Origin of the sequence: Micromonospora sp. KC207 (genome assembly GCF_004348615.1) — a bacterium.
Classification (GTDB): Bacteria; Actinomycetota; Actinomycetes; order Mycobacteriales; family Micromonosporaceae; genus Micromonospora.
Genome location: NZ_SMKJ01000411.1, coordinates 1 through 4357, shown reverse-complemented (window position 1 = coordinate 4357; position 4357 = coordinate 1). Strand labels below are relative to the sequence as shown.

Here is a 4357-nt window from a genome sequence, read left to right as displayed (position 1 = left end):
GCGCTGGCGCTGGGATCGGCGGCCCCGCCGGTGCGGGAGGAGCCGGGACCCGAGCCGGGCCACGGCCGCGCAGGGCGGCGACCACGGCGAGGTTCAGCGCCGCGACGCCGACGTACACCAGGTTCCAGCCGGCGGCCGCCGGGCGGGCCGGGCCGGCCAGCAGCGGCAGCACCGGCTGTACGGTGACCAGCGCCGCGAACCACGGCACCGTCAGTCGGGTCAACCGGCCGTAGCCGGCCGCCAGCACCGCGCTGACCCCTGCGACCAGCGCGGCGTAGCGGGCCCCGGACCAGCCGGTCACCCCGAACAGGTCCACCGACCAGGCGGCGTACCCGTCGAGCACCACCAGCAGCAGGCCCACCGCGGCGAACGTCTCCGCCGTGCCGCGCAGCCCGCGCCGCGCCGCGAGCGGCGGGACGGCCAGGGCGAGCGCGGTGAACGCGAACAGGATCAGCGCCCGGCCGACGACGCCCACCGTGGCCCAGGCGACCGCCGTGAATACCACCGCCGCCGTGCCGAGCAGCAGGCCGCCGAGCACGAAGAGCAGCCCCTGCACCGCCCGGGTGGAGGTCTCCGCGCCGCCGACCGGCACCGGCCGCTGCGGCTGCACCGGCCCTGCCGACGGTGACGGCACCCGCACCGCCGGGCCGGGCACGGGCAGCGTGGGGCCGACCGCCGGCACGGGGGCCGGCGCGGGAGGCACGGAAGCCGGCGCGGGCAGGGGCCGCGGGACGGGGGCCGGTCCCGACGGGTGCGCGGCGCCGACCGGGGTCGCCGCCCGAACCCGGGCCGCCAGGTCCGCCCGGCGGGCCTGCGCGGACCGCACCGCCTCGACCAGTTCGAGGTACGCCCGGTGGGCCTGCTCCGCCCGCCCGGCGAGGATGACGATCTCCCGGTCGAGCCGGATCACCTCGGCAGCCGCCGGGTCGGGGGCCCGGCCACAGCGCCGGCAGCCGACGCGCAGGTCGGCCGGGGCGCCGCACCCCGGGCAGGGGTAGCCACTCGTGTCCACCCGGCCATCATGGTGGCCGGGTCAAACCCCGCCCAGAGTGCGCGTACTCAGGCGCGTACTCAGGGACGGGTCTGCTCGTGCACCCAGGCCGTGTAGTCGGGGTTGCCGCTGTCCACCCAGGTCACCAGGACCTCCGGCACCTCGTACGGGTGGCTGAGGCGGATATGGTCGACCAGCGCTTGAACCCGGTCCGGCGCGGTCTTGAACAGCACGGACCATTCGGTGGTCGTCTCCATCGCGGACCGCCACCAGTAGGTGCTGTCCACCTGGCCGCCCACCTGCGCGCAGGCGGCCAGCCGACCGGCGACCGCAGCCGCCGCGAGCACGTCCGCGACCGAGCGGCTGTCCACCACGGTCGTCACCACGCTGATTCGCTCCACCAACGCACCCTACGCGCCGTCGGCCCCGTCGTGGTGCGCCGCGATCCATTCGTCGATCCGCGCCCACCAGTCGAACAGCCAGTCGATGCGCTCCTGCTTGCCGGTGGGAATCTCCTCCGGCGGCACCGACCAGAACCGCATGATGATCCGCTTGTCCATCGGCAGCTCCCGCCAGACGTCGGCGACGGTGAGCATCCGGTCCAGCCCGGTGTGCGCCACGAAGATCACCCCGGCGTCGGGGGCGGCGTCAAGCGCGGCGAGCAGCCCGCCGGGCTGCGGGGCGAGCACGTGCCGCATCCGTTCCGCGCGCAGCGCCATCCGTTCCAGGCCGAGCGAACGCAGCCGGGCGATGGCGCGCAGCCGGCGGCGCGGGGTGAAGTTGCCCCCCTCGGGGAAGATCACGAAGGCGTCGTCGTCGTCCAGGCCGGTGGCGAGGTGGCCGATCTGCTCGGTCACCGACTCCCGCCGGTCGGACTCCGGCGCAAGGAACCGGTTGGGCAGCCGGTTGAGCAGCACGTCGATTGCCGGGTCCCACTGGAGGCTCTCCTTGAGCACGATCCGGGGCTCCCGGTGGAACCAGTTGACCAGCGCGTGGATCAGGATGAACGAGTCGCCCGGCCCAGCGTGCCGGCAGACCACCAGCTCGGGGCGACCGGGCAGCGCCGTGTCGGGGTCGGTGCCGACCACGTCGATGCGCAGCCGCAGCGTCCACCGGGCCTGCCAGAAGAACACCTGGAGGAAGTGGCCGGCGAGCACGTAGTGCGCCCGCTGGAACGGCGGCGTCCGCTTCCACACCCCGAAACCGGAGGCCAGCCAGAGCGCGAAGAGGGCCAGCAGCGCCGCCGCGTCCCAGACCAGGTAGACGCAGCCGATCCAGAGCAGGCGCAGCGGTCGCAGCCGGCCCGGGACCAGCGGGGACAGCGCCAGAGCGGCGAGGGCCCAGGCCGGCAGCGTGGTCACCACGGCCGCCGCGAGCAGCACCACACCGGGCGCCAGCAGCAACCGGCGGACCCATCGGGGCGGCAGCGGCATCAGCGGTCCAGGTGGGTCGCCAGGTAGCGGCGGGAGGCGGTGTACGCGCGGCTGATCCGCCGGCCCACCGCCGCCATGTCCCGGTACGCCCACGGGCTGTCCTCGCGCGGGCCCGGCCCCCCGGTGGGCAGCACGTGCACCCGAACCCCGTCGGGCAGCGCCGCCATCTCCCGGGCGAACCGGTGCCGGCGGGCTATCTCGAACGCGACCTGGGCGATTTCCCAGGGCCGCCGGGGCGGCGTCAGCTCCCGCTCGATCCGGCCCACCTGGAGTACGAAGATCTGCCGCGCCCCGGCCTCGACCGCCGCGCCGATCGGGATGGAGTTGACGATCCCGCCGTCGATGTAGTGCTGGCCGCCGATCTCGGTGGGCGGCAGCAGCCCCGGCACCGAGGCGGAGGCGAGCACCGCCGGCACCAGCGGGCCGCTGTCGAACCAGTGCTCGGCGGCCCGCTCGATGTTCGCCGCGCAGCAGCGGAACGGCACCCGCAGGTCGGCGAAGGTGGTCTCCTCGCCCAGCTCGGCCTCCAGCAGCCGGCGCAGCGGCCGGGGCGAGTGCAGGTGGGTACGGGCGGCGAAGCGGCGTAGCTGCCGGGCGACCGAGTCGCCGTACACCTCGCTGGCCTCGGGGGACGCCCAGAGCCGCACCAGCCGGTCGGTGACCGCCTCGGTCGGGTCGGCCGCGACGAGCGCGCCGTTCACCGCCCCGATCGAGGTGCCGAGCACCAGATCGGGGCGGACGTCAGCACGAAACAGGGCACGCAGCATGCCCACCTCGACCGCGCCGAGAACTCCCCCGCCGCCGAGCACGTACGCCACCGGACCGCTGACCATGCCGCTCATCCTGGCACGCGTGGTCACGCCGGCCGTCCGGCGCCGGGCGGCCCCGTCCCCACGTCGGCCGGGTAGGACCGGACGGGCGTTGACAGGCCGGACACATTCGCGCAACCTGATACCGCCCCGACCTCAGGCAGGTGCGATCCGTCATGGCAACACTGCACGCCGGCAGGCTGCTGGCCCGCAGGTACCGGCTCCTCGACCAGATCGGCGCGGGCGGCATGTCGGTCATCTGGCGTGCCCGGGACGAGGTTCTCGACCGCATGGTCGCGCTGAAGGTGCTCGCGCCGTCGCTCGCGGCGGACGCCCGGTTCCGGGACATGGTCCGCGAGGAGGCCCGCTCCGCCGCGCAGCTCGTCCACCCACACATGACGTCGGTGCACGACTACGGCGAGACGCTCGCCCCGGACGGCAGCATCACCTCGTTCGTGGTGATGGAGCTGCTCAACGGGGAGGAGCTGGAGTACCGGCTCACCGAGGGCCCGTTGCCCTGGCCGGAGGCGGTGGAGATCGGCGCCCAGGTGGCGGAGGCCCTCGCCGCCGCGCACCGGCTCGGCATCGTGCACCGGGACATCACCCCAGCCAACGTGATGATGACCCCGGTCGGCGTGAAGGTGCTGGACTTCGGCATCGCCACCCACATCGGCGCCCCCGACGAGGACGAGGACGGCGGCACCTTCGGCACGCCCGCGTACGTCGCGCCCGAGCGGCTGGACGGGGCACCGGCGCAGCCGGCCACCGACATCTACTCGCTCGGCGTACTGCTCTACGAGACGCTGACCGGGCGGGTGCCGTACCCGGCGGACACCTGGGAGCAGCTCGGCGCGGCCCTGGAGACCGGCGACCCGCCCCCGCCGTTGCAGGTGCCGGGCCTGCCGTCCGAGGTGGTCCGCATCTGCCTGCGCTGCCTGTCCCGGGAGCCACAGGACCGGCCCACCGCGCACCAGGTGGCCCTCGTGCTGCACGACCAACTCCTGCCGGGCGACCCGCAGGCCGCCACCATGCTCGCCCCGACCATGCCCCTGCCGTCGGTCGGCGTCCCGCCCGAGCCGCCCGGCGTCCCGGCCGGGACGCCCGTCCCCGCGCCGGGCACGGCG

The 4357-nt window shown here is 75.1% G+C and carries 4 protein-coding genes and 1 pseudogene; 1 reads left to right on the top strand and 4 read right to left on the bottom strand.

Annotated features, from left to right (window positions below):
- The 4 genes and pseudogenes from E1258_RS30280 to E1258_RS30265 all read right to left on the bottom strand — a co-directional run.
- Positions 1 to 1012: pseudogene (locus E1258_RS30280) on the bottom strand (hypothetical protein); the annotation flags it as partial.
- 59 nt (positions 1013 to 1071) lie between these two features.
- Entirely contained in the window at positions 1072 to 1392 is a 321-nt protein-coding gene (gene cutA, locus E1258_RS30275; RefSeq protein ID WP_132407115.1) for a divalent-cation tolerance protein CutA, read from the bottom strand.
- 9 nt (positions 1393 to 1401) lie between these two features.
- Positions 1402 to 2424 (bottom strand): 1-acyl-sn-glycerol-3-phosphate acyltransferase, encoded by a 1023-nt coding sequence (locus E1258_RS30270; RefSeq protein WP_132407113.1) that lies wholly within the window; start codon positions 2422 to 2424, stop codon positions 1402 to 1404.
- Positions 2424 to 3257 carry a patatin-like phospholipase family protein gene (locus tag E1258_RS30265; protein WP_132407111.1) on the bottom strand — a complete coding sequence of 278 codons (834 nt, stop codon included), beginning with the start codon at positions 3255 to 3257 and terminating at the stop codon, positions 2424 to 2426. Before E1258_RS30265 ends, E1258_RS30270 begins: the two co-directional genes overlap by 1 nt.
- Before the next feature lie 152 nt (positions 3258 to 3409).
- Here E1258_RS30265 and E1258_RS30260 point away from each other — a divergent pair.
- A partial coding sequence (locus E1258_RS30260) for a serine/threonine-protein kinase (RefSeq protein ID WP_132407109.1) occupies positions 3410 to 4357 on the top strand: 948 nt, incomplete at its 3' end.

Excerpts from the sequence above, each read along its gene's own strand:
- E1258_RS30265 (WP_132407111.1), bottom strand. The coding sequence starts at position 3,257 with ATGGTCAGCGGTCCGGTGGCGTACGTGCTCGGCGGCGGGGGAGTTCTC.
- E1258_RS30270 (WP_132407113.1), bottom strand. The coding sequence starts at position 2,424 with ATGCCGCTGCCGCCCCGATGGGTCCGCCGGTTGCTGCTGGCGCCCGGT.